This window comes from Paenibacillus sp. YAF4_2 (assembly GCF_052113225.1).
Taxonomy (GTDB): Bacteria; Bacillota; Bacilli; order Paenibacillales; family Paenibacillaceae; genus Pristimantibacillus.
The window spans coordinates 26471-49294 of sequence record NZ_JBFRCT010000016.1 but is presented as its reverse complement, the minus strand read 5'-3'; the positions used below and the strand labels follow the sequence as shown (position 1 = coordinate 49294).

At 48.5% G+C, this 22824-nt stretch carries 23 protein-coding genes; 20 read left to right on the top strand and 3 right to left on the bottom strand.

Annotated elements, in window-relative coordinates:
• Window positions 1–96 precede the first annotated feature (96 nt).
• The 4 genes from AB4Y93_RS27210 to spoVT all read left to right on the top strand — a co-directional run bounded on the left by AB4Y93_RS27210 (window position 97) and on the right by spoVT (window position 3446).
• Entirely contained in the window at window positions 97–1215 is a 1119-nt protein-coding gene (locus tag AB4Y93_RS27210; protein WP_441896773.1) for a foldase protein PrsA, read from the top strand.
• A 149-nt stretch (window positions 1216–1364) separates the two neighbouring features.
• Window positions 1365–2237 (top strand): SPFH domain-containing protein, encoded by an 873-nt coding sequence (locus AB4Y93_RS27205; protein WP_441896771.1) that lies wholly within the window; start codon window positions 1365–1367, stop codon window positions 2235–2237.
• An 11-nt stretch (window positions 2238–2248) separates the two neighbouring features.
• A complete protein-coding gene (locus tag AB4Y93_RS27200; RefSeq protein WP_441896769.1) occupies window positions 2249–2440 on the top strand; it encodes a toxin-antitoxin system HicB family antitoxin in 192 nt (63 codons plus the stop codon).
• Window positions 2441–2906: 466 nt separating this feature from the next.
• Entirely contained in the window at window positions 2907–3446 is a 540-nt protein-coding gene (gene spoVT / locus AB4Y93_RS27195; protein WP_167282725.1) for a stage V sporulation protein T, read from the top strand.
• Window positions 3447–3527: 81 nt separating this feature from the next.
• Here the strand turns inward: spoVT and AB4Y93_RS27190 are convergent, their stop codons facing one another.
• Window positions 3528–4370, bottom strand: a complete 843-nt coding sequence (locus tag AB4Y93_RS27190) for an AraC family transcriptional regulator (RefSeq protein WP_441896767.1) — start codon at window positions 4368–4370, stop codon at window positions 3528–3530.
• A gap of 177 nt (window positions 4371–4547) precedes the next feature.
• Between AB4Y93_RS27190 and AB4Y93_RS27185 the strand changes: the two genes are divergently transcribed.
• Window positions 4548–5846: an alpha-glucosidase/alpha-galactosidase gene (locus AB4Y93_RS27185; protein WP_441896765.1), complete on the top strand. Its 1299-nt coding sequence runs from the start codon at window positions 4548–4550 to the stop codon at window positions 5844–5846.
• A gap of 639 nt (window positions 5847–6485) precedes the next feature.
• Here the strand turns inward: AB4Y93_RS27185 and AB4Y93_RS27180 are convergent.
• Window positions 6486–7628 (bottom strand): glycerate kinase, encoded by a 1143-nt coding sequence (locus AB4Y93_RS27180; RefSeq protein ID WP_441896822.1) that lies wholly within the window; start codon window positions 7626–7628, stop codon window positions 6486–6488.
• Between the two features lie 153 nt (window positions 7629–7781).
• On the opposite strand from AB4Y93_RS27180, the gene mazG reads away from it, so the two are divergent.
• The 9 genes from mazG (at window position 7782) to AB4Y93_RS27135 (ending at window position 13763) form a co-directional block, all read left to right on the top strand.
• Window positions 7782–9260: a nucleoside triphosphate pyrophosphohydrolase gene (gene mazG, locus AB4Y93_RS27175; protein WP_441896763.1), complete on the top strand. Its 1479-nt coding sequence runs from the start codon at window positions 7782–7784 to the stop codon at window positions 9258–9260.
• A gap of 198 nt (window positions 9261–9458) precedes the next feature.
• Window positions 9459–9731, top strand: coding sequence for an HU family DNA-binding protein (locus AB4Y93_RS27170; protein ID WP_091190548.1), 273 nt, complete (start codon window positions 9459–9461; stop codon window positions 9729–9731).
• A 3-nt stretch (window positions 9732–9734) separates the two neighbouring features.
• The gene (locus AB4Y93_RS27165; RefSeq protein WP_091190550.1) at window positions 9735–10013 is read left to right on the top strand and encodes an RNA-binding S4 domain-containing protein; all 279 of its coding nucleotides are present in this window, start codon (window positions 9735–9737) and stop codon (window positions 10011–10013) included.
• Between the two features lie 60 nt (window positions 10014–10073).
• The gene (locus tag AB4Y93_RS27160; RefSeq protein ID WP_441896761.1) at window positions 10074–10778 is read left to right on the top strand and encodes a hypothetical protein; all 705 of its coding nucleotides are present in this window, start codon (window positions 10074–10076) and stop codon (window positions 10776–10778) included.
• A 186-nt stretch (window positions 10779–10964) separates the two neighbouring features.
• Complete coding sequence (locus tag AB4Y93_RS27155; RefSeq protein WP_441896760.1) at window positions 10965–11780, top strand: DUF817 domain-containing protein; 816 nt, start codon at window positions 10965–10967, stop codon at window positions 11778–11780.
• 98 nt (window positions 11781–11878) lie between these two features.
• Window positions 11879–12163 (top strand): sporulation protein YabP, encoded by a 285-nt coding sequence (gene yabP / locus AB4Y93_RS27150; RefSeq protein WP_091190555.1) that lies wholly within the window; start codon window positions 11879–11881, stop codon window positions 12161–12163.
• The gene (yabQ, locus tag AB4Y93_RS27145) at window positions 12160–12765 is read left to right on the top strand and encodes a spore cortex biosynthesis protein YabQ (RefSeq protein ID WP_441896758.1); all 606 of its coding nucleotides are present in this window, start codon (window positions 12160–12162) and stop codon (window positions 12763–12765) included. The genes yabP and yabQ overlap by 4 nt, the downstream gene beginning before the upstream one ends.
• Before the next feature lie 88 nt (window positions 12766–12853).
• Window positions 12854–13165 carry an FtsB family cell division protein gene (locus tag AB4Y93_RS27140; RefSeq protein WP_441896756.1) on the top strand — a complete coding sequence of 104 codons (312 nt, stop codon included), beginning with the start codon at window positions 12854–12856 and terminating at the stop codon, window positions 13163–13165.
• A gap of 97 nt (window positions 13166–13262) precedes the next feature.
• Window positions 13263–13763 carry a S1 domain-containing RNA-binding protein gene (locus tag AB4Y93_RS27135; protein WP_167282710.1) on the top strand — a complete coding sequence of 167 codons (501 nt, stop codon included), beginning with the start codon at window positions 13263–13265 and terminating at the stop codon, window positions 13761–13763.
• A 58-nt stretch (window positions 13764–13821) separates the two neighbouring features.
• Here AB4Y93_RS27135 and AB4Y93_RS27130 read toward each other — a convergent pair whose 3' ends face one another.
• Window positions 13822–14061: a hypothetical protein gene (locus AB4Y93_RS27130; RefSeq protein ID WP_441896754.1), complete on the bottom strand. Its 240-nt coding sequence runs from the start codon at window positions 14059–14061 to the stop codon at window positions 13822–13824.
• A 55-nt stretch (window positions 14062–14116) separates the two neighbouring features.
• Here AB4Y93_RS27130 and spoIIE point away from each other — a divergent pair, with 55 nt between their 5' ends.
• From spoIIE to ftsH, 6 genes are all read left to right on the top strand, one after another.
• Window positions 14117–16609, top strand: coding sequence for a stage II sporulation protein E (gene spoIIE / locus AB4Y93_RS27125; protein ID WP_441896753.1), 2493 nt, complete (start codon window positions 14117–14119; stop codon window positions 16607–16609).
• Window positions 16610–16836: 227 nt separating this feature from the next.
• Window positions 16837–17565: a hypothetical protein gene (locus AB4Y93_RS27120; protein ID WP_441896752.1), complete on the top strand. Its 729-nt coding sequence runs from the start codon at window positions 16837–16839 to the stop codon at window positions 17563–17565.
• Window positions 17549–18463 (top strand): protein kinase domain-containing protein, encoded by a 915-nt coding sequence (locus tag AB4Y93_RS27115; RefSeq protein WP_441896750.1) that lies wholly within the window; start codon window positions 17549–17551, stop codon window positions 18461–18463. Before AB4Y93_RS27120 ends, AB4Y93_RS27115 begins: the two co-directional genes overlap by 17 nt.
• Before the next feature lie 51 nt (window positions 18464–18514).
• Entirely contained in the window at window positions 18515–19945 is a 1431-nt protein-coding gene (tilS, locus tag AB4Y93_RS27110) for a tRNA lysidine(34) synthetase TilS (protein WP_441896748.1), read from the top strand.
• Between the two features lie 54 nt (window positions 19946–19999).
• Window positions 20000–20539, top strand: coding sequence for a hypoxanthine phosphoribosyltransferase (hpt, locus tag AB4Y93_RS27105; protein WP_091190571.1), 540 nt, complete (start codon window positions 20000–20002; stop codon window positions 20537–20539).
• 103 nt (window positions 20540–20642) lie between these two features.
• Window positions 20643–22655, top strand: coding sequence for an ATP-dependent zinc metalloprotease FtsH (gene ftsH / locus AB4Y93_RS27100; protein WP_441896746.1), 2013 nt, complete (start codon window positions 20643–20645; stop codon window positions 22653–22655).
• The last annotated feature ends 169 nt before the right edge of the window (window positions 22656–22824 follow it).

The following is a 22824-nucleotide window of genomic DNA, read 5'->3' as shown; positions in this document are numbered from 1 at the left end:
TGCCAAAGAATGGTGAAATCCGTTTCGCCTTGTGGTCAAGGCGTGTCGTTTTCTGATACAATACAATAAACTTCTCAATTTGAAAGGGGATTCAACATGTTGCACACAACACGCAAATCGACATGGCGCAGAAGCGCACTGCTCGTTCTCGCGGCAGTGCTCGTCATGACGGTTTTGGCGGCTTGCGGTGGCAAGAAAGATAAAGAAGGTTCTTCAGGCTTGACATTCGCAGGAGCAGGCAAGGGTACAGTCGTTGCGACTTACAAAGACGGTACCGTCACAGAACCGGAGTTCAACAAATATTTGGATATCTTCAACATCATGCAACCGGGTTATGAGCAAGTGATTGCAATTCCGCAATTCAAGGAGCAATTGCTTCAGCAGTACGTTTCTTACAAAATTCTCTCTGCACAGGCTACCGAAGCAACGCTGAAAAAAGCTGGCGACGAAACGGACAAGCAGATGAAGAGCTTTGAAGACACACTCAAGACCAATGCTGATGTACAAAAAACGCTTGATGATAAAAAAGTATCGAACGCAGACGTTAAAACTTACCTCAACCTGATGCTGGTTGTGGTTGAACATATGAATTCTCAAGTGACAGACGATGAAATGAAAGCAGAATACGAGAAAAACATCGGTAACTATAACCCTGTAACGGTTCGTCATATTCTCGTAGCAACGACAGACCCTGCTGATTCCACGAAGACGCTTCGTACGAAAGAGGAAGCTCTTGCCCGTGCCAAAGAAGTGAAAGCGAAGCTGGATGCTGGCGGCGATTGGACAGCCCTCGCTAAAACATATTCCGACGACACAGGTTCGAAGGACAACGGCGGCCAGTATGTAGATGCGAAAGCAAGTGACTGGGTAGAAGGCTTTAAGAATGCTGCTCTTACACAACCACTTAACAAAATCGGTGATCCGGTTGAAACGGAGTACGGCTACCATGTCATCCTGGTTGAGAAACGCGACCAAGCGACTTACGATAAGCTGACAGCCGATCAGAAGAGTGAAGTACAAAGTGTGGTTGCTTACAACCACATGAACACATTCATGACAGATGAAATGCCGAAACAAGATGTGAAAATTACGTTGCCGGAAGCGGCTGAGTCTCCAGCAGCTTCGACTGATGCATCTGCATCGCCAGCATCTTCGGAATCTCCAGCAGCATCGGGATCCCCAGCGGCATCCGAATCACCTGCTGCAAATAAATAAGATTTTGTTAGAGAAAGCTGGTCTTATCATGTCAAATGATGAGATCAGCTTTTTTGCTGTATTATTTTTGAGATACTAGGATAAAGGGTTCCTTGAATTTGTAAAAAGTGATATCATATTAGTATTAAAACAATATGAGGAGTGTTTGTATGAAGGAGCATAAAGCTTGGCATATTAACGGATTTCTCGCTTTACTTGCAGCCATCGTGTCCTTTGCTGGAGGAATCGCACTTATTGTATTTGGTTCCGATCAGCTGGAACCGAATGTTTTTCTCATTGTGTTAGGAATACTGCTTGAAGTGATATTTGTTGTTGCGGTATCTTCGCTGACGATTGTGCAGCCAAATGAAGCGAAGGTGATTACCTTCTTCGGTACGTATGTGGGGACGGTACGAGACAGCGGTCTGTGGATTGTAGTGCCGTTCACGAGCAAGAAGAAGGTCACGCTTAAAGTAAGAAACTTTAACAGCCAGACATTGAAGGTTAATGACGCGGAAGGCAATCCGGTCGAGATTGGGGCCGTTGTCGTATTCAAAGTAACGGAGACGGCAAAAGCATCCTTTGATGTTGATAACTATGAGCGTTTTGTAGAAATTCAGAGCGAGACAGCTGTACGACATATTGCAGCTCAATATCCTTACGATACATTCACGGACAATACAGTTCAATCGCTACGCGGCAATGCTGATGAAGTTGCAGCTGAGATGATGAACGAGCTTCAAAACCGATTGGCAGCCGCTGGTGTTGAGGTGATTGAGACCCGTTTGACGCATTTGGCTTATGCTCCGGAGATCGCAAGCGCGATGCTCCAGCGCCAGCAGGCAACTGCGATTGTATCGGCTCGTCAGAGAATTGTAGAAGGTGCGGTTGGCATGGTGGACTCGGCGCTTAAGCAGCTGGCAGAGAACGGCATCGTACTGGATGAGGAGCGGCGTGCTGCGATGGTCAATAATTTGATGGTCGCGATCGTATCAGACCGGGGAGCAACGCCGGTTATTAATACGGGCTCGCTGTACTCCTAAGGGATATTCCAATGGGGAAAGAAAAGAAAGCTTTTGCGCTCCGGCTCGATCCAGAACTGCACCGTGCCATCGAGCTATGGGCCAATGATGAATTCCGCAGTGTAAACGGTCATATTGAGTTTCTGCTCCGGGAAGCGCTAGGTAAAGCCGGCAGGCTGCCGAAACCGAAGCCAAAGCCTCAAGCTGAAGACCAAGAACAGTGAGTTTAACAGCCGCTGCTCCATTTTTATAAGGGGCATGCGGTTTTTTTAATACTTTAGAGATTTTTTCACGTGGAACAATTAGTGGGGTTAATTATTAAATCATTGGGAATAGGTTTTTGAGCTAGAAGGGAATGCTTTAAATGGTGCTTTACGGCTAGTCTAACCAAACTTACATCGGCTATCGCCTGGCTTCAGCAGGATGCCGCATAGTTGCCGCTCTCGCGGTGTATAAGAAAATGGGAGCCGATGAATACTATGGTCAGATTCACAAAAGAATTCGTTATCGAACGCGCTAAGCTCGACCCTAAGTAACACAACAGCTCGAACAAGCGCTCCGCTAGCTGTATCATTCTTTTTCCGCGAGAACGCTTTATTCATGAACAATTGGATAGGGATAATCGCTTGTTATGAAGGCAAATAGGTATCCAGTGACTTAAAATCCTCTAGGAAAGTGGGGCAACAAGAAATGAAAGCAACTGGAATTGTACGTCGCATCGATGATCTCGGGCGTGTGGTGATTCCGAAGGAGATCCGCCGTACTTTACGTATTCGCGAAGGAGATCCGCTCGAAATATTTGTTGACCGCGACGGTGAAGTTATACTGAAAAAATACTCCCCAATCGGTGAGCTTGGCGACTTTGCCAAGGAGTATGCCGAATCGCTATTTGAAAGCACCAATCATGTGACTCTCATTACGGATCGAGATAACATTATTGCGGTTGCAGGCGCATCGAAGAAGGAATTGCTCGAGAAACAAATCGGGTCCCTTCTAGAGAGCTGTATGGATAATCGTAAGACGATTGAAGGAACTTCAGGCACATACGAGATCGTAAAGGATTTACAGGACACATACTCCGCTTACGTTGCAGCACCAATTGTCGCTGGGGGAGACCCAATCGGCACGGTAGTTCTACTAAGCAAAGATGATGCGGTCAAAATGTCGCAGATGGAGACTAAAATGGTTGAAACGGCGGCTGGTTTCCTGGCGAAGCAAATGGAACAATAAGAAGAATGGAATGATGAGGGCTTGGCCTTCCACTAATAGATCGCACTTAGATCTAAGCGGAATCCAAGCCTTTATTTTATTTTAAATTTGCTCGATATGATCGCGGGAGGCTCGAGGTGAAGTTCCGATTACTTTTTTGAACATTTTCGAGAAGAGGAAAGGATCTGTATAACCGACAGAACGAGCAATATCACCGATGGCCAGCTCTTTATGATGCAGCAGCTCGACAGCACGGTTCATTCGGAATTGAAGCAGGAAAGCTTGAAGCGACACCCCATAATGTGCCTTGAATAAGCCAGACAGGTAGGTACGGTCGAGCCCTACAAAGTTGGCGATGTCTTGGATTGAGATTGAAAGGCTGTAGCTGTTCTTGATAAAGGCTGTTGCTTTATGAATATAAGCTTCTTTGGAATTTGCAACATGCGGCGGTGAGGCCGGTTGTTTGCTGCAGGCCACCAGTTCAGCCATGTATCGGTACAGAACACTTTGGCTGTACAAATCCCCATTTCTCGCATCAAGCGCTTGATCAAATTGATCGTACACTGTTTCGAAAAAATCCTGATGTCCGGCAGCATCAAAAATCGGGTTGAAGCTGTCTAGTCCTGCTCGCTGAAGCAACGATTTGGCATGAAGGCCTTTGAGTCCAATCCAGGAATAGGTCCATGGGATTTCGTCATCTGCTTTGTAGTAGACAAGCGTACCCGGCACAATAAGAAAGCCTTGTCCTGCGCTTAGCTCATAGGTATGATCTTCGGAACGGAATTGACCCGAGCCGCTGTGAACGTAGTGAAGAATATAAATATCGCGAAGGCCGGGACCCCAATAATGGCCGGGATCACAATCCTGTTTGCCGTAAAACAACAAGCTTAAATCCATATAACGTTCCGCTGCCGGACTAGGTAGAGATATTTCGGATATAGGCATAAGCAGGTTCCTCCATTGGATATATTACGGCTTATAAGTCTTATTATAAAGCAGCAGGCCAGTGATAAGGAAATGGGATTATGACAAATATATAAGTGGCCTTGCCATGTTCGCTTATCTACTTCGGATATATAGTGAAGGAGATATTTCTTTTACATTACGGAGGCGATAGCGAAGATGTCCAAGATTACTTTTTTAGGTGCAGGGAGTACGGTGTTTGTTCGAAATGTGCTCGGCGATGTGATGCTGACAGAACCGCTTCAAGGATTTGAACTTGCGCTATACGATATTGATGCGGAGCGGCTTCGTGATTCCGAGCAGCTGCTGTTGAATATGAAGGCTTCCAGTGGAAGCAGCTGTGTCATTAAAGCTTATTCGGACCGAAAAGAAGCGCTGCGTGGCGCCAAATATGTCATTAATGCGATTCAAGTAGGCGGTTATGACCCTTGTACGATTACCGATTTCGAGATTCCGAAAAAATACGGTCTGCGTCAAACCATTGCCGATACAGTAGGAATCGGGGGCATCTTCCGTAATTTGCGTACGATTCCGGTTGTTCTGGATTTTGCTGCAGATATTAGGGAAGTTTGTCCGGATGCTTTGTTCATGAATTATACGAATCCGATGGCTGTGCTGACAAACGTGCTGTCCACTGCAGGTGGAGTAAGAACAGTTGGTTTATGCCATAGTGTGCAGTCCTGCGTATCCGATCTGTTCAAGAATTTAGGAATGGACTCCACAGGTGTGGAATCCAAGATTGCGGGCATTAACCATATGGCGTGGCTGCTTGAAGTGAAAAAGGACGGAGTAGACCTGTATCCGGAAATCAAGCGCCGTGCGATTGAGAAGCAGAAGGAGAAGCATCATGACATGGTCCGCCTCGAATTGATGCTCAAATTCGGCTATTATATTACGGAATCATCTGAACATAACGCGGAATACCATCCGTATTTCATCAAAAAGAACTATCCGGAGCTGGTTGACCGATTTAATATTCCGCTGGATGAGTATCCACGCCGTTGTATTGAGCAGATTAAGGGCTGGAACAACATGCGGGATTCGCTCCTTGCGAACAAGAACATCGAGCATACCCGCAGCCATGAATATGCATCGCATATTATGGAGGCTATTGAGACGGGTAAACCGTTCAAAATCGGCGGTAACGTCATGAACACGGGCTTGATTACGAACCTTCCGAAGGAAGCGTGCGTAGAGGTGCCATGTCTAGTAGACCGCTCTGGCATCAATCCGACATACATTGGCGATTTGCCGCCACAGCTGGCAGCGCTTAACCGCACGAATATTAATACACAGCTGCTCACCATTGAAGCGGCATTGACTGGTAAAAAAGAGCATATTTATCATGCGGCTATGCTCGATCCTCATACATCGGCGGAGCTGTCCATGGATGATATCGTGGCTTTGTGCGACGATTTGATTGAGGCTCATGGGGATTGGCTGCCACGTTATCGCTAGGTTGATGGGAAATCGATGGTGGTCGGGTGCAGGGAATGTACTTTCTTCCGGTTGCTGTTGTACCCATGAAATTTGAATCAACTCGCAAAGCGATTTCATGGGTACAAAGGCAAGCGCTTCAAAGCTTTCTGAAAGAAGCTGCTTCGTAAGCGTAGACTTTCCTCCAGTAAGTACATTCCCTTTCCCTATCTATCGATAGTGGTACAACATCAAAAAAATTGCCCATAGCGCGCGATTTTTAGAACAAGTATAGGCTGCCGTTTCATAGGGCAGCCTATTTTCTTAAACTTAAGGTCCGTGATGGGCCTTAAGGCCGTGAAGAGATGTAGGGAATGAAGGTTTAAGCTCCCTGAGGGACCTTAATATTAGTAATATGGAGTAGAATGTGCCTTATTCTGTTGTAGCTAGGCTGCCCGAGTTAGTGGGCAGCCTTTTTGCTGCATAAATAGCAATTGAATAAAGGCGAGAATTGTATCTCCTGGAGGAGTGTAACGCTTGCCTTTGCCCTCTTAAAGTCTCGTTATAACGAGCTTGTTCAAGCTTTAAGAGGGCAACAGCAACCGGAAGGAGATACATTCTGCCAATTAGATTTAAATTGCAGAAACTGTACTGAAATCACATTGCGTCCACCTTGTATGATTAAAGAGCGTCCCGTCCCGCGAGAAAAGTACGGACGACCTGCTCGGCCGTTTGCTCGAGCAGGAGGGGAGCGCGCTCCATGGCCTCTTGCAGAGTCATGGGCTCGTTCATGATACTGTGCACGCTGTGGATGCCCTCTGCATACAAGACGTCAATGCCGGCGCTAACCGAGCCTGCCAGGGCAACCACAGGTACGTTATATTGTTTGGCGAGTTGGGCGACGCCCATTGGTGCTTTGCCTGACGCGGTCTGGTGGTCAATACGCCCTTCACCCGTGATGACGAGGTTGGCACCAGCAAGCTGATCGCCCAAACGGGTGTATTCGAGAACGACATCAATGCCGCGGCGTAGGGAAGCGGGGAAGAAGGCGAGATAAGCCCCACATAGTCCGCCAGCTGCTCCGGCACCCGGGCGGTCATGGAGTTTGACGCCGGTTTTGGCGGCAATAAGATCCGCCCAATCTGTCATGCCGATCTCCAAATGCTCGACCATTTGCGGGGTAGCCCCTTTTTGCGGACCAAATACCCGGGTTGCGCCATGTTCGCCGATTAGCGGGTTTTGCACATCGGTAGCAATCAAGAAAGTGGATTCAGCTATCCGTGAGTCCCACTGGCTGTCTTCAATGATAGCGATATCCTTAAGATGACCTCCACCAAGAGGAACTGGCTGGCCCGCGGATCCAAGCAGACGCATGCCAAGCGCCTGCAGCATACCGGTGCCGCCGTCATTCGTTGCGCTTCCGCCAACGGTGAGCAGAAACCGTCGGCATCCGCGATCTAATGCATCGCGTATCAGCTCGCCTGTCCCATAGGTGGTTGCCAAGGCGGGATTAAGCTGTTCCTCCGTCAGCAGGCAGAGGCCAGAGGCTTCAGCCATCTCGATGACAGCAACGGAGCCATGCTCAAGCAGTCCATAGGAGGCATTCACTTCCGTCCAAAGCGGGCCGGCAACCGTGATCGTCACGCGTTCTCCACCAGTTGAGGCGAGCAGACTGCTCAAGGTTCCTTCTCCGCCGTCTGCGATTGGAATCTCTATGATATCAGCGTCCGGCACACATCGCCGGACGCCTTTTGCTATGGCTTCTGCAGCGGAGGCGGCAGATAAGCTGCCTTTGAAGGAATCCGGTGCAATGACAATTTTCATGAGCGGACAGTCCTTTCTTTTTGTATCCATTATACCGAATTCCCAAGTGTTGGGCATGAGCATCGGCTGCTGCCTCAGGGTATTATTAATCCGTATGCAAGAAATGGTATACTACGTGTAGAATCTGCATTGGCAGGGAGGAATTCGATAGTTATGGCACAAACAATAACGGTAGTCGGCTTAGGATCCGGCGATCCCGATCAATTAACGCTTGGCGTGTGGCGGCGGCTGCAGGCCGCTGCATCGATCTACGTCCGCACAGAGCAGCATCCTGTTATGTCGCTCTTGCGCGAGCATCAGCTTGCTTATACCTCGTTTGACAGCGTGTACGAACAGCATGACACCTTCCCGGAGGTTTATGATACAATAGCGGATACGCTCATTCGTGAGGCACAGGCGGCGTCCGCGCCAATCCTGTATGCAGTGCCCGGGCATCCGATGGTTGCGGAGCGTACTGTGCAGCTGCTGCGTGAGCGCTGTTTATCAGCGGATATTCCTCTTGAGATTATTGGAGGCGAGAGCTTCCTTGATCAGGCCTTTATCCGTCTTGGTATTGATCCAATTGAAGGCTTCGCCCTGCTTGACGCAGCCGAGCTGAAAGCTGCCCAAGTACAGCCGCGTGTACATACGATTATTGGTCAGGTCTATGATGCTTATACGGCTTCCGATGTGAAGCTGGCGCTGATGGAACGGTACCCTGATGATTATGAGGTTGTTGTGGGTCATGCACTTGGTGTAATAGGCGAGGAGCAGATTATTAAAGTTCCACTCTATGAGCTGGACCGAACACCGGGCTTCGGCAATTTGTCTCTTATCTGGGTGCCCCGCACGGAGGAGGACGCTGTTCTTAACCGTACTTTCGACCGGCTGCATGAGATCGTTGGTATTCTTCGCAGTCCTGAAGGCTGCCCGTGGGACCGCGAGCAGACGCATCAATCGATCCGTAAGAACTTTATCGAGGAGCTGTATGAAGCGCTTGAGGCTATCGATAATGATGATCCCGATCACATGCGGGAGGAGTTTGGTGATGTGATTCTGCAAGTGATGCTGCACAGCCAGATGGAAGAGGAGACTGGCGCATTTTCTGCTTATGATGTTATTGAGAGCCTAAACGAGAAGCTTATCTTCCGTCATCCTCATGTATTCGGCGACCGCAGCGCTGGTGATGCGAAGGAAGCTCTTGTCAATTGGGAGCAGATGAAGGCGGAAGAGAAGAAGCGCAAGGGTGAAGCAGATACCCGCAAATCGCAGCTAGACGGCATTCCTAAGGATTTGCCTGCGCTTATGAAGGCGTACCAGCTGCAGAAGAAAGCGGCTAAGGTTGGATTCGACTGGGATGAGCTTGGTCCGGTGCTGAGCAAGATTGAAGAAGAGCTTCATGAACTGCGTGAAGCGATAGATTCGAAAGATTCGGAAGAGCAGGCAGGAGAGCTGGGAGATTTGCTGTTTGCTGTTGTGAACGCTTCTCGCTTTATCCATGCGGATCCTGAGGAGGCGCTCTCTCGCACAAATACAAAATTTAAGAGCAGATTCTCTTATATTGAGGAGCAGCTTCGTATAAACGGTAAAACTTTTGACCAGACTGATTTAACAGAAATGGATCGTTGGTGGGAAGAAGCAAAACGACAATAGTACCGCTTATTCGCCACAAAACGCAACATTTCCGCATCTTTCGGTAAAATTTTTTCTTGTTCAGCAGGATTTTTTTGAGGACAGGCAGAATAAGTATCATCGTGCATGTGTTTATGCTTAAAATTACCAACCTAACGGCGCGTTCATAGAACGCTGACCACACAAAACGGGCGAATTGAATTTAGGAGGATATTAATAATGAACAAAACAGATCTGATCAACAACATTGCAACAAAAAGCGGTTTGACTAAACGTGACGTAGAAGCGGTACTGAACGGCTTCCTCGGCGAAGTTACTGATGCACTTGCTACTGGAGACAAAGTACAACTGATCGGCTTCGGTACTTTCGAAACTCGTAAACGTTCCGGCCGCGTTGGCCGCAACCCGCAAACGGGTAAAGAAATCTCCATCCCAGAATCCAAAGTTCCTGCATTCAAAGCAGGCAACAAACTGAAAGACGCAATCAAGTAATAAATGCGTCTGGATAAATTCCTCAAAGTGTCCCGGTTGATTAAGCGCCGTACCGTTGCTAAGGATGTATCCGAGCAAGGGCGCGTTTGGATCAACGGCCGTGAAGCGAAAGCTAGCAGCACGGTTAAACCAGGGGATGAGCTCGCGATCCAATACGGTCAGAAGACCGTAACCGTTCGTATCGAACGGATTGCGGAGACGACTCGTAAGGATGAAGCCGGTGAGCTTTACACTCTGATCAAGGAAGAGCAACGCCCGCGCGAGGATGACCTCGGCTGGTAGACCAAAGAGAGCTGTCACGTATGAGTGGCAGCTCTTTTTCATGCTTAGGAGGCTGTATCCATGATCCCAACGATGACTAATCTGCCGGAGATCCGTCCGTCAAATGGCGGTGGGGTATTAGGGCAGACTTTTTCTTTGTTTTTTAAAAATGCCGGGGCGCTGCTGTTTATTACTGCAATTACCGTCGTTCCGGTTCAACTAATCTCCAATTATGGGTTCCCCTATGACTTCAAATTATTGCGTTATTCGATCCGGGACGTCATCATTTCGATCATCTTTCTAACACTCTTAATACCGGTTGTGGTTCATTATCTGATCGAGAGACTGCGGGGAGGCAGCGCCAGCGTAGCTCAAGCATATCGGTGGGGGCTGAGCAAATGGCTGCGAATGATCATGTATGACTTTCTTCAAAACGTCATACTCACGGCCGGTCTTCTGTTGTTCATTATCCCAGGCTTGTTCATGTACGTACGTCTGCTGCTGCTGCCGATTGTTGTTGCCATCGAGAATACTTCCGTGACGAATCCGCTTGAGACCAGCCGTAATATGTCCCAAGGGCAATTTTGGGCTTTTATTGGCTATAGTGTTGTGATCAACGGATTTAACATTATGGTCACTTGGGCTGCAGGGGAGCTATTTATCAGACTTGATTTCATAAATGGCATTTCCGTTACCCTTTTTTATTTATTTATCAATTGGATAGCTTTACTGGGGATCATTCTGCCTCTGGTCCTGTATTTGAAAATAAAGTCCGAACAGAATTAGGCGGCTGCCCAGGCTGCAACCGACTAACATAATAATTGAAACAAGAGCATTTCCCGCCAAGGAGGAATGCTCTTTCTTTTTGCACATAACAATAAACATCAGTGAAATATCAGTAACAATTTATTGTAAAACGATAAAACGTGTGCTAAATTAAACCCTGAATTATAGAAAGGGGGGGGCTTGTAAGTGGAACTTCTGCATCAATCAAACGAAATATGGCTCTACCGGATCAAGCAGCTTTTTATATTCGGCTATCGCCAGGCGATGTCTTGTATATTCCCGGTTATCATCTTTGCAACACTTGCGCTGACGAAGGTCGTATCGATTCCATACTTCCACCGCTACGACCTGCTTCTCCTGATCTGCCTGATTGCCCAAGTCAGTATGGTGGCGTTCAAGTTGGAGACAATCGACGAGCTGAAAGTCATTTGTATGTTCCATGTCATAGGGCTGCTGCTGGAGTTGTACAAAGTTCATATGGGGTCATGGTCGTATCCGGGGGAAGGCTGGTCGAAGCTGCTGGGAGTACCGCTGTACAGCGGGTTTATGTATGCAAGTGTAGCGAGTTATATATGTCAGGCTTGGAGGCGTCTGTCCATCTCCGTGTATGGCTGGCCTAGGCAATGGCATACGGTTCTTCTTAGCACAGCGATCTATTTGAACTTCTTTACGCATCACTATTTGTGGGATTTTCGTTGGGCGCTCACGATATTGCTTATCGCCGTGTTTTACCGTACCTCGTTTACCTACAGGGTTGGCGATCGAACATACCGCATGCCAGTCATCCTATCCTTCTTACTCATCGGGTTTTTCATCTGGCTCGCAGAAAATATTTCAACGTTTATGGGCGCATGGGCGTATCCGGATCAAGAGCATACCTGGCATCTAGTTCATCTTAGCAAAATCAGCTCCTGGTTCCTGCTTGTTGTCATTAGTGTTATTATTGTCGCCCAGCTTAAGCATGTGAAAAGTGCCAGAGATGGAGGCAGTCCTTCTCTCTAGTGAAATATGAAAGAGTTGCCTGCCAATCCTGTTCTAAAGTTCGTCCCACCCCCATAAGCTAGTCTCAAGCTATGCTTTCGAAGTGGAGGGACGAGTCAATGGTAGAACAAAGTAAGGGGCAGAAGCGCCAGGAAGTCAAAATGCTGAATCGCAAGCTGCTCGAAATCACTGGCGTATTGAATGTGGAAAGCTTCGACAGCGAAGAGTTTCTACTCGATACCGAGCTTGGCTTCCTGATGATAAAAGGACAAAACCTGCATATTAAGCATCTTAACCTGGAGCAGAATCTGGTTGCGATAGAGGGGCTTGTCCATTCGCTCGCCTACTTGGACGGCAATGCCTCTACCAAAACAAAAGGCTTGTTCGGGAAGCTGTTCAAGTGACCTCATTAAGCCTACAGTTCTTCACAATGGGGATGATGCTGTTGACAGGCATCGGACTAGGCGTAATCTTCGACGGCTATCGGGTCGTGTCGAATGAGCTGCGCTTCCCGCGCTGGTCGCTGCCGGTACTCGATTTGGTGTACTGGCTGGCCGCATCGCTCCTTGTGTTCCGAGTGCTTTACGCCAGCAACTACGGCGAGGTGCGGGCGTATGTATTTATTGGAATGCTGATTGGGATTCTTAGTTATTACTGGCTGTTAAGCAAACCGGTTATTCGTATTGTAAAATGGCTGATTGATGCGGTACGAGCTATGATTGGGTTCTCGATACAGACGTTTGATCTCCTTATTGTAAAGCCAATCATTCTTCTATACCGATTTATTCGTGTCTTAATTGGATTTGGGACCGCACTCACTATTTTCCTGTTAAAAATTGTGCTACAATTGATTCGTCCTTTCTGGCTCCTGTTCAGATTTTTGCTAAGTCCACTTACTCGTCTACTATGGCGATGGCTTGGACCACATGCAGCAAAGCTGAACCTTAAAGAAAGATGGGACAAGATTACATCGAGCGTCATTAAGCTTTGGAGACGCTTATTTTAACGAAGCCTATGCTTTCGAAGCATGAATCATCACATTGGCTTCACAATGGCCATTTGGGTGATTATTCATTTTAGGAGGTTAAACCGTTATGAYGACTGCCACAGCCAATCAATCGACAGGGAACGCCGGCTCCAAACGCCGTTTGCGGATATGGGCGATGTTCATCACTCTATTTTTGTGCTGGGCGGCGTATACATTCCTTGGACAAATGAAGGATGCACGCGCAACACAGGTGCAGCTGACGGAGATCAAGAATCAGGTAGATGATTCCACTCAGAAATCCAAAGTCCTCCAGCAACAGATTGATAGACTTAATGATCCGGAATATATTAGACAACTCGCAACCAAAGACCAAGGAATGGTAACTCCTGGTGAACAACAGATCCAGGTCATTAAATAGACGCAACAACGGGTGAACGTCTGTTGACCTTGCTTTGACGATTAAGTTATAATCACGATAGTAACGCTATTTAGCTTAGGGAGGAACATTTTATTTTATGGCAATTGAAGTAGGGGCCAAGTTAGAAGGCAAAGTGACAGGCATTACGCATTTCGGAGCATTCGTCGATTTGTCCGGGGGTGTCACAGGGCTCGTTCACATCTCGGAAATTGCCGACAACTACGTCAAAGACGTGAAGGATCACCTGAAAATTGACGATGTTGTTAAAGTCAAAGTGATCAACGTTGATAAAGACGGCAAGATCGGACTTTCCATTAAACAGGCAGTTGACCGGCCTGAAGGCCAAGCACCACCACAACGCGAGCCACGCCCAAGTGGAGGCGGTGGTGGAGGTTTTAACCGTGGAGGCGGCGGCGGCGGTGGTCAAGACCGTGGTGGACGTCCATTCAACAAGCAGTCAGCTGGCAGACCGTCTTACAACAAACCGTCATTCGAGGATAAAATGTCTCGCTTCCTGAAGGATAGCGAAGAACGGATTTCCTCCCTGAAGAAAAATACCGAAGGCAAACGCGGCGGACGCGGTGCTAAACGAGTCTAAGCTGGATTTTATACAATCATATGAGAGCAGAACCTAAACGGTTCTGCTTTTTTATTTTTTAAAATATAGTTATTTCCCCGATACTCTTAGCAATCCCGACAGCAGAAAACAAAGATTTGCAGGCAGCAAAAGGCAGGGCGCGACGTTTTTTGTTGAAGTGTCTTATGTGCCAATAGTCTCGTGTCACGTTTAAAGCCAGTTCTGGCGCGGTTTTGAAAGCGTTGACAATTTGTGGGCGTTGGATTTTACTTTGTCGGAAAAAACTTTTGCACGCCCACGGTAAACTGACAAACTTCATACGGACATGCTCCTATAATTGGAAACACAATAAACCAGAATAGGTGGTGTTCGAGATGAAGAAAGAAAATGTGATTATGTTTCCTGCAGGAGAGCAACAAATGGGATGGGGAAGTACCATAATGGATAAGGGGCGTGGGTGGTTATCATCACGAAGGGCTGTCCAGCTCGTTCTTGCGAAGAAGTGGACCATTATGCTTGTCGCGCTGGGCTTTCTACTTGGACGAGCTGTCATTCTGGAATCGCTCATGCCCTTTGCTGCCGCGTACTTCGCGGTTATCTACTTCTTGCGCAAGGATGCCTTCGGCTGGACGGCAGCATCCCTTATTGCCGGGAGTTGGTTCGCCGTTACGCCAGCACCCTTATGGATCGGGATGGAGCTGGCCGTTCTATTTCTATTATTTAAAGGTCTGGAGGCATACGAAAAAGCGGAGCTTGGGACCGCACCCTTACTCGTCTTTATCTCCACCCTGGTTGTGCAGCTATTTGGACTCTTCATAGGAGATGTGATGAATTGGTATAACTTTATGATGGTTGTAGTGGAAGCGGCGCTCAGCTTCGTGCTTACGCTTGTCTTTATACAAGCGATACCAGTGTTGACTATGTCGAAGAAGACCGCATCCCTTAAGAATGAGGAAATTATATGTCTTATGATTCTGCTTGCCTCCGTCATGACCGGGGCGGTAGGCTGGCAAATATACGGTCTTTCCGTTGAACATATTATGTCGCGATTCTTGCTGCTGCTATTTGCACTGGCAGGAGGGGCACCGCTAGGCGCCTGTGTAGGCGTAGTGGCGGGTCTTATATTGAGCCTCGCCGACTTTAATGCGGTTGTGCAGATGAGTCTGCTCGCTTTCGCCGGGCTGCTCGCTGGACTATTGAGGGAAGGCGGCAAAGCCGCCGTTGCCTTCGGTATGCTGCTTGGCACCTCGATCCTTGCCGTCTATGTCGGCAGCGGTTCGGATGTGATGACCTCGACCTGGGAGTCTGTGGCAGCAGCTGTATTGCTTATGCTTACCCCAAAAATTATGATTCGAACCATTGCCCGTTATGTGCCTGGCACAAACGAGCATGCCAAGTCGCAGCATGAGTATGCCAAACGAGTGCGCGACGTAACAGCGGAGCGGGTCTCACAATATTCAGAAGTATTCCGCCAGCTTTCCCGCAGCTTCGGACAGCTGAACGGAGCAGCTGTGCCGGTGAAGAAGGAGGAGGAAGTTAATCATTTTATGCAGGCAGTATCTGCGCGAAGCTGTGAAGGCTGCCACCGGAACCGAGCTTGCTGGGAGGGCAAGTACTATCAAACCTATCAAATGATGAAGGATATGATCTCAGCGGTGGAGGAGGACCGCGTACCTACGCATAATATGCCTCGCACATGGGCTTCTCACTGCTCTAAGCCAGCACAGGTGCTTGGCATTATAGAGCAGGAGTACGAGCTTTATAAGAATGATATGCACTGGAAGAAGCAAATATTCGATTCCAGGCAGCTTGTCGCGGATCAATTATCGGGCGTGTCACAGGTCATGGAGGATTTGGCACACGAAATTAAAAGGGAGGGACAAACGCTTCATTTGCAGGAAGAACAGATTAGAGAAGCATTGGAGGGACTGGGATTATCGATTCAGGAGCTTGAAGTCATTAATTTGGAAGAGGGGAATGTCGAAATCGAATTGTATCATCATTTCAGCAGGGGTCATAACGAATGCCGTAAAATTATTGCTCCGCTCTTATCCGATATTCTTGGCGAGCATGTGGCCGTTAAGTCGGAGAGACCACCTGAGAAGAATGGGGAGCCGACACTTGTTGTGTTCGGATCAGCCAAGGAGTTTGAGGTGGAGACAGGCATAGCCGGGGCAGCGAAGGGCGGAGACTTGCTGTCGGGAGACAGCTTCAGCATGGTCGAGCTTGGCAACGGCAAGTTCGCTGTGGCGATCAGTGATGGAATGGGTAATGGGGAGCGGGCGCGGCAGGAAAGCAGCGCGGCGCTGTCGATTTTGCAGCAGCTGCTGAAGTCCGGGATGGATGAGAAGCTGGCGATTAAATCTGTGAACTCCATTCTGCTGCTCAGGTCGCCAGATGAAGTGTTCGCGACGATTGATCTAGCCATGATTGATCTGTACACGGCGAAGACAACCTTTATGAAGATTGGCTCAACGCCAAGCTTTATTAAACGGGGAAGCGAAGTGATTCCAGTATCGGCGAATAATTTGCCGGTTGGTATTTTACAGGACATTGATTTCGATCTGATCTCTATGCCGCTGCAGCCTGGTGATACGATTGTCATGATGAGTGACGGTATTTATGACGCGCCTGGTCATGCGGTTAATAAGGAGATGTGGATGAAGCGGATCCTTCAGGAGCTGAAGACAGATGACCCGCAGGAGATGGCGGATGCTCTGCTTGAAACCGTCGTAAGGCACCATGAAGGGGATATAAATGATGATATGACGGTGCTTGTGGCACGGATCGATAAACATTTGCCGGAATGGGCGTCCTTCCGCTGGCCTGGGCTTACCCGGCTGGAACGACCTCGTACGGTTAGTTAAAGGGGGTACATGGGAGATGGGCGAATGCAGGCTCTTAGGCTGAAGCGCAGCAGACTGCGCTTTGGCCAAGGAGCCTTTTTGCTGCTTTACTAGAGTCCCTTCTTTGTCCATTCACTAGAGCTGCAGCATAATTTCTCGGGAAATAGGGCATTCTAGCGGTTTATCCCTCGCTTCAAAAGGCAAAACTGATAGAGAGGTTATGCTGTTTTGAAGAGGAGGCAATAAAGATGAAGCAAATTTTGCTAGTGACCGACGGCTGCTCGAATGTCGGCATGAGTCCGGTTGTTGCGGCTGCGCATGCCAAGGCCGAAGGAATTGCCGTGAATGTCGTAGGTATCTTGGATTACGGTGATGTAGGAGAGCTTGGAGCGGCAGAAATCGAGGAAGTCGCCCGTGCCGGAGGTGGCCTCAGCAGGCTTGTAAATACACGACAGCTGTCGCAAACGGTTCAGATGATGACGCGGAAAACCGCTGTGCAAACGATACAGCTGGCAGTGCAGAAGGAGTTGAAGCAGGTGCTTGGCAACGGCTCCATCGAGGCACTGCCGCCGGAGAAGCGCAGTGAGGTTGTTCGGGTCATTGATGAGCTTGGGGAGACGTCGAAGCTGCAGGTTGCCCTGCTAATTGATGCAAGTGCAAGCATGAAGCCAAAGCTTCGCGCAGTGGAAGAAGCGATCCATGACTTAATGTTAAGTATGCAGGCACGTCAAGGCCATAGCGAGATTGCCGTATTTCATTTTCCAAGCACGAAGTATGGAGAAGACTGTAAGCTTGACCTGAGCTGGACCGATAATTTGAAAGGTATTTCTTCCATATTTACAAAATTGCCGATGAGCGGCACGACACCAACTGGCCCGGCGATTATGCAGGTCATTGATTTTTACCGGCAGGGGGATTATGGTAAGAAGAGCAATGACGATGAAACGGATGGGATGATGAGTGACTACGTCGTTTAAGTTGAGTCTCCGCCGCGGTACGGTTGTGACGGGAAAGTGGAAGAATGCCCGTTATCGTGTCGAGCGGCTGCTTGGAGAGGGAGCGAACGGCAAAGTTTATCTCGTTCATGCTGACCGCGGCTGGTGCGCACTGAAGGTAGGAATGGATGCGGTTGATCTGCAGTCAGAGATTAATGTACTGCAGGCGCTCGAGAAGCAAGATCGGAAGTTGACCTATCTCTATGATGTTGACGATCTCCTCGGGCCGGACGGCAAAGAATATCCTTTCTATATTATGAGGTACGTACGTGGAGTAACGATTTCTGAATTTTTGACGAAAAATGGGCCGGAGTGGTTTCCGCTCATTGGTCTGAACCTGCTTGGCAAGCTTGCTGAGCTGCACCGTAAGGGTTGGGTATTCGGCGATTTGAAGATTGATAATGTACTGACCGCCGATTACGGGTATGTCGAGCTGGTGGATTACGGTGGTGTCACCGCGATGGGTAAAGGGATAAGGCAATTTACCGAGATTTATGACCGGGGTTATTGGAACTCGGGCTCTCGTTCGGCAGATGCCAGATACGATCTCTTTTCTTTTGCAGTACTCTGTATTATGCTTCATGAGCCTAAGAAGCTGCAGGCGCTGACAGCAGGGCTGCCGCAGACCCGTTCGACTGAGGAGCTAGAGCGTCTTATTAGCGAGTGTAAAGGACTGGCCCCAGTGGCTGGCTGGTTAAAGCAAGCGATGGCGGGAAGGTTCTACGATGCGGCTGAAGGGGCTGAAGCGTGGCGGAGACTGCTGCACCGCAGAGACACGCGAATCAGCCCGAAGACACCAGGGTGGCTAAAGGGACTTGCAGCTGTATCCGCGGTAGTGCTGGGGATCTCGGTTTACTGGCTGCTTCGCGGGGGTATATAAAGGAAGTTCGGTATTAGATTTAAAATATAGGGACGGGGAGATACATAAGCGATGGAAATGGGGGACCATAAGCTGCTGCTTGACATGTTGAGGTATGCAGCGACTGAACAGCTATGGTCGAAAGGCGACCGAATCGTGGCTGCCGTATCCGGCGGTCCCGATTCTATGGCTTTGCTTCATCTGCTATGCGCAGCAGCGCAGCAAGATGAACTCACGATCATAGCTGCCCATGTAAATCACGGCTTCCGGAAGGCAGAATCGCGGCATGAGGCGGAGATTGTACGCCAATATGCAGCGAAACTTGGCGTATCCTTCGAGATGATTGAGCTTGATATGCCGGCTTACATAGAAGAAACCGGGATGAACGCCTCGTCCGCGTCACGTGAGAAGCGTTATGCCTTCCTGCATGACATAGCAGCTAAGTATAAAGCTTCGGCTGTCGCGCTGGCGCATCATGCCGATGATCAAGCGGAGACGGTGCTGATGCATATCATCCGCGGAGCAGGTTTAACAGGTCTTGCAGGTATGGCTGCCAAACGGACTGAAAAAAACGTGGAACTTATACGTCCATTACTTCGTATGAACAAGTCAGACATTGTACGCTATTGTACGGAGCAGGATATTCCGTATTGCCTCGACAGCAGCAACAATGAGAAATATTATTTTCGTAATGTCGTTCGGCTTGATGTTATACCGTATCTTTCACAATATAATCCCCAGCTCACTCATTCGCTCCGGAGAATGGCCGATGTAGCAGGGGCGGAAGACGAATGGATGGAGAATGAAGCGCAGAGGCTGCTCGTTGATCTTGTATCGCTGACTCCGGGTGAATGCAAGATGGATGCTGGTACGCTCTCAGGTCTTCATGTCGCTTTACAAAGAAGATTGATTAAACTAATATTAAATTATCTTTCGCAGGATGCAGAAATTGGCTCCTTTGATGCGATTGAGACCATGCGGCTTGCGGCGGCTTCTGCAGCCCCGAGTACCTGGCGGTATGATGCAGGCTCGGGTGTTCGATGCATCCGTGAGTATAGCAGCATCCGGTGGGTTCGAGTGCTTAATACTGCTGCGGCGATTATGCCTGAAGCGTATGCACACGTCATTACCCGTGATTCCGCTGACATGCGGGTAACAGCTGGAGGCCGTACGCTGTTTATTAAGCATCTCAAACGGGGCGAGGCGGTTAGGCCGGCAGGCAGAAACGAGGTTTGCTTCGATGCGGCGAGTCTGGTTTTTCCGCTTACTGTACGTAATCGGAAGCCGGGTGACCGAATTCAAGTTTTAGGATTAAACGGCTCCAAAAAAGTGCAAGATATGTTCGTTGACGAAAAGATCGCGCCATCCGAGCGTGAGCGTTATCCGCTTTTGGTTGATGCGGACGACTGCTTGCTATGGGTACCGGGTATCAGACGTTCGAGCCATGCGCTAATCGATCATGAGACAACGGACTTCCTGTTCATTCGAATAGAGAACGAATAAGAAGCACTGCTGTATTCATAATTATAATGTGAAAGATATAGGAGGATTTACATTTTGTTGAACGATATTAAAGAGGTACTCTATGACGAAGGACAAATTAGGGCGAAAGTGAAGGAACTCGGCGAGACACTTAGCCGTGACTTCGATGGGCGTAATCCGCTCGTTATTTGCGTCCTCAAAGGTGCATTCATATTCATGTCCGACCTGGTTAAAGAGATGCCGATTAAACTTGAGATCGACTTTATGGCCGTATCGAGCTATGGAGCTTCGACCAAATCATCTGGTGTCGTCAAGATTATTAAAGATCTTGATGCTTCTGTAGAAGGTCGTGATGTGCTGATCGTCGAAGATATTATTGACAGCGGTCTGACACTCAGCTACCTGATTGATGTTCTTGAGCGCCGCAATGCCAAGTCCGTAACCGTTGCAACACTGTTCGATAAGCCAGCGCGCCGTTCGGTTGATCTGGAAGCGGACTACACAGGCTTCTCATTGCCGGATGAATTTGTTGTGGGCTACGGCCTCGACTATGCAGAGAAGTACCGCAATCTTCCGTTCATTGGCATTCTGAAACCGGAAGTTTACGAGAAATAGAATTTGCGGTTACGCCGGCATGCCTCCCCCTCATATTGGTTCTATTGAGATGGAAAGTCATGCTATGTTAAAATATTAGAAGCGTCTTGAGAGGAGGTAGGGGATGAATCGGATCATCCGCAATACTGGATTTTATTTGATCATCTTTTTAGTAACGGTTGGGATTATTCAGTTTATCAGCAGCCAGAATAATACTACCGTCGGAATTCGATACGATCAGCTTCGCCAAGCCATCAGTTCAAACAACGTAGAAGAGCTGACCGTGAAGTACGATGGTTATACTTACTTGGTTTCCGGTAAATATAAAGAGCCGCCTGCAGACTCGAAGAACGGGGAGAAACAGTTCTCATCGAGGGTAGGTTTGGAAGCTGGCGAAGATATTCTCGCCGCAGAGAAACAATACGGATTTAAGCTTAACTATAAGCCAATGGATACACCTAGCATCTGGCTTACGTTCCTTACTTCCATTATTCCGTTTGTGATCATATTTATTTTGTTCTTCTTCCTGATGAATCAAGCTCAGGGCGGCGGCGGCAAAGTGATGAACTTTGGCAAAAGCCGTGCAAGGCTGTACAACGAAGAGAAGAAGCGCATCACGTTTGAGGATGTGGCAGGTGCCGACGAAGAGAAGCAAGAGCTTGTCGAAGTCGTTGACTTCCTGAAGGATCCTCGCAAGTTTAACATGGTTGGCGCACGTATTCCGAAGGGCGTATTGCTTGTAGGTCCTCCGGGTACTGGTAAAACGCTTCTTGCCCGCGCTGTAGCAGGCGAGGCTGGCGTTCCATTCTTCAGTATCTCCGGTTCGGACTTCGTCGAAATGTTCGTCGGTGTCGGCGCATCCCGTGTCCGTGACTTGTTCGAGAATGCGAAGAAAAATGCACCATGTATCATCTTTATTGATGAGATTGACGCAGTTGGTCGTCAACGTGGCGCCGGTCTTGGCGGCGGCCATGACGAGCGTGAGCAAACGCTCAATCAATTGCTCGTTGAGATGGATGGCTTTGGTGCGAACGAAGGCATTATTATCGTCGCAGCGACGAACCGTCCGGATATTCTTGACCCGGCACTTCTTCGTCCAGGACGTTTCGACCGTCAAATCACGGTTGACCGCCCAGATGTAAAAGGCCGTGAAGCCGTACTTAAAGTACATGCTCGCAACAAGCCGCTTAATAATGATGTTAAGCTGGATGTTATTGCGAAGCGTACGACTGGCTTTACTGGTGCGGATCTGGAGAACTTGCTGAACGAAGCAGCCCTCCTTGCGGCCCGCCGCAATAAGAAAGATATCGCCATGCGTGAAGTTGATGAAGCGATTGACCGCGTTATTGTTGGTACGGAGAAGAAGAGCCGTGTCATCAGTGACCGCGAGAAACGTATCGTCGCGTACCACGAAGCAGGTCATACCATTGTTGGCTACTTCCTGGAGCATGCCGACATGGTTCATAAAGTTACGATTATTCCACGCGGACGCGCTGGCGGTTATGTCATTATGCTTCCGAAGGAAGATCGTATGCTCGTAACGAAGCAAGAGCTTCTTGATAAAGTAACGGGCCTGCTTGGCGGACGTGTTGCAGAAGAGTTGTTTATCGGCGAGATTGGTACCGGCGCTTATAGCGACTTCAAGCAAGCTACCGGCATCGTACGCAGTATGATTATGGAATACGGTATGAGTGATAAGCTTGGTCCGATGCAGTTTGGCCAAACGCAAGGCCAAGTATTCTTGGGTCGTGATCTTGGTCATGAACAGAACTATTCGGATAAGATCGCTTATGAGATTGACCAAGAAATGCAAAACTTTATCAATGATTGCTACACTCGTGCGAAGCAGTTGTTGACTGAGAAGAGCAGAGAAGTACATTTGATTGCTCAAACGCTGCTTAAAGAAGAAACACTTGAGCTTGAGCAAATCAAGAATTTGATCGAATCCGGCGAGATCGTTGGCGGAGATGAGCCTTCTGGAGAAGGTAACGCCGCGGCTGAATCTTCTTCCGAACCTATCGTGGATACGATCGGCGGCGTGAAGGTTCGTATTCAAACCCGTGATGCGGGCGAGATTACACCTCCTGATCTGAACGAACAAAAACCAGACGACGAAGATCCGAATAAAGGATCTTAAGACAGAACAGCTGTCCTATGTTTGCTAATTGCAAGCGAAGGGCAGCTGTTTTTTGTACGTTAAATGTTTAAACGTTCGGATTTAAGGGGTAATAACAAGCAGGTGAATGGGTTTTGTGTGAGTTATTTGTGCGAATATTCCGAACAAAACTCGCACAAATGTTACATAA

What these genes read in the sequence shown, in the direction of transcription:
- yabP (WP_091190555.1), top strand. Translation starts at nt 11,879, where the DNA reads ATGGTAGAACAAAGTAAGGGGCAGAAGCGCCAGGAAGTCAAAATGCTG.
- AB4Y93_RS27210 (WP_441896773.1), top strand. Translation starts at nt 97, where the DNA reads ATGTTGCACACAACACGCAAATCGACATGGCGCAGAAGCGCACTGCTC.
- AB4Y93_RS27205 (WP_441896771.1), top strand. Translation starts at nt 1,365, where the DNA reads ATGAAGGAGCATAAAGCTTGGCATATTAACGGATTTCTCGCTTTACTT.
- spoIIE (WP_441896753.1), top strand. Translation starts at nt 14,117, where the DNA reads ATGAAGAAAGAAAATGTGATTATGTTTCCTGCAGGAGAGCAACAAATG.
- AB4Y93_RS27165 (WP_091190550.1), top strand. Translation starts at nt 9,735, where the DNA reads ATGCGTCTGGATAAATTCCTCAAAGTGTCCCGGTTGATTAAGCGCCGT.
- spoVT (WP_167282725.1), top strand. Translation starts at nt 2,907, where the DNA reads ATGAAAGCAACTGGAATTGTACGTCGCATCGATGATCTCGGGCGTGTG.
- ftsH (WP_441896746.1), top strand. Translation starts at nt 20,643, where the DNA reads ATGAATCGGATCATCCGCAATACTGGATTTTATTTGATCATCTTTTTA.
- AB4Y93_RS27120 (WP_441896752.1), top strand. Translation starts at nt 16,837, where the DNA reads ATGAAGCAAATTTTGCTAGTGACCGACGGCTGCTCGAATGTCGGCATG.
- mazG (WP_441896763.1), top strand. Translation starts at nt 7,782, where the DNA reads ATGGCACAAACAATAACGGTAGTCGGCTTAGGATCCGGCGATCCCGAT.
- AB4Y93_RS27190 (WP_441896767.1), bottom strand. Translation starts at nt 4,370, where the DNA reads ATGCCTATATCCGAAATATCTCTACCTAGTCCGGCAGCGGAACGTTAT.
- AB4Y93_RS27130 (WP_441896754.1), bottom strand. Translation starts at nt 14,061, where the DNA reads ATGAAGTTTGTCAGTTTACCGTGGGCGTGCAAAAGTTTTTTCCGACAA.
- AB4Y93_RS27180 (WP_441896822.1), bottom strand. Translation starts at nt 7,628, where the DNA reads ATGAAAATTGTCATTGCACCGGATTCCTTCAAAGGCAGCTTATCTGCC.
- AB4Y93_RS27185 (WP_441896765.1), top strand. Translation starts at nt 4,548, where the DNA reads ATGTCCAAGATTACTTTTTTAGGTGCAGGGAGTACGGTGTTTGTTCGA.
- AB4Y93_RS27170 (WP_091190548.1), top strand. Translation starts at nt 9,459, where the DNA reads ATGAACAAAACAGATCTGATCAACAACATTGCAACAAAAAGCGGTTTG.
- tilS (WP_441896748.1), top strand. Translation starts at nt 18,515, where the DNA reads ATGGAAATGGGGGACCATAAGCTGCTGCTTGACATGTTGAGGTATGCA.
- AB4Y93_RS27160 (WP_441896761.1), top strand. Translation starts at nt 10,074, where the DNA reads ATGATCCCAACGATGACTAATCTGCCGGAGATCCGTCCGTCAAATGGC.
- AB4Y93_RS27200 (WP_441896769.1), top strand. Translation starts at nt 2,249, where the DNA reads ATGGGGAAAGAAAAGAAAGCTTTTGCGCTCCGGCTCGATCCAGAACTG.
- AB4Y93_RS27135 (WP_167282710.1), top strand. Translation starts at nt 13,263, where the DNA reads ATGGCAATTGAAGTAGGGGCCAAGTTAGAAGGCAAAGTGACAGGCATT.